The sequence below is a fragment of the Mycolicibacterium xanthum genome (genome assembly GCF_019710635.1).
Classification (GTDB): domain Bacteria; phylum Actinomycetota; class Actinomycetes; order Mycobacteriales; family Mycobacteriaceae; genus Mycobacterium; species Mycobacterium xanthum.
Genome location: NZ_JAIFZS010000145.1, coordinates 1 through 1,027, shown reverse-complemented (window position 1 = coordinate 1,027; position 1,027 = coordinate 1). Strand labels below are relative to the sequence as shown.

Here is a 1,027-nt window from a genome sequence, read left to right as displayed (position 1 = left end):
ACACCTGCTGCACAGTGCATTCTGCAACGATCCTGATAATTCGGTCCGGCGAGCAGGCCCATCAACCCATTGAACCGTCCCAGGCCCACACCAGCCGTCACAGCAAGCTCAACCGCAAGAGCGGTTACCACCTACCCCACGAGACCCGTTCGACACCAGCCACCTAGGGGCCGTCCGCGGGATGGTTCGTCGATCCGTCTTTGCGGGTGCGCTTTCTACGCATGCCATGACCCTGGTCCAGCCCGAATCTCGCTGGCGGCGCTTGCTGACGAAGCAGCGGGTATACCAAACGGTGCTGTCGCCGACAGCACACCTATTCCGGCAGGCCCAGGCCCGTGAGCAGCCCACCCGCAAGATCGTCAAGCAGCTCAAAGCGGCAGGCTTCACCGAAACGCAGGGCAAGGGTAGCCACACCAAGTGGACCCACCCGAGCGGCGCCACCGTCGTCCCCACCGGTCACCGCACCATCAGCCCCGGAGTCGTCCGCCAGGTCAACCAAGCAATCGAAGACAGCCAGGAGAAGTGATGCACACCTTCAAGATCGAGGTCATCCGCGACGGCCGCTGGTGGATGGTGCACATTCCTGAAGCCGACGGCATCACCCAGGCGCGCCGTCTCGCAGAGGCCGAGACTATGGCCCGCGAGTACATCTCACTCGCCAAGGACATCCCCTACGACGACATCGCCATCGAGACCGCGTCCGTTCGCATACCAGACCCCCACTTCAACGAACTGCTCGACGGGGCCTGTGGTTCCCCCGAAATCGTGGAGGGTTTCCTATGCCGCTTCCGGCTTGGTCTTGGCTTCCCTGATCTCGTAGTTGACGGGCGAGAGACCGTCGGCGGCGCTGTGCCGGCGTTGGTGATTGTAGAAGGTGTAACACCAGTCGATGACCACAGCCTGCGCGTGGATGGTATCACGGAAACGATTGCGGGACAGTACTTCCCACTCCAGCGAGGAGAAGAACGCCTCGGCGGCCGCATTGTCGAAACACGATCCCACCCGGCCCATCGACTGCCGAATCCCC

Annotated in this window: 2 protein-coding genes; one reads left to right on the top strand and one right to left on the bottom strand. The window is 62.6% G+C overall.

Going from position 1 to position 1,027, the window contains the following annotated elements; genetic code table 11:
- The first annotated feature begins 226 nt into the window (after window positions 1-226).
- Window positions 227-526 carry a type II toxin-antitoxin system HicA family toxin gene (locus JDV09_RS26450; RefSeq protein WP_221372092.1) on the top strand — a complete coding sequence of 100 codons (300 nt, stop codon included), beginning with the start codon at window positions 227-229 and terminating at the stop codon, window positions 524-526.
- 251 nt (window positions 527-777) lie between these two features.
- Here the strand turns inward: JDV09_RS26450 and JDV09_RS26445 are convergent.
- Window positions 778-1,027: integrase core domain-containing protein (locus JDV09_RS26445; RefSeq protein WP_221372091.1), on the bottom strand; the 250-nt coding region annotated here is incomplete at its 5' end.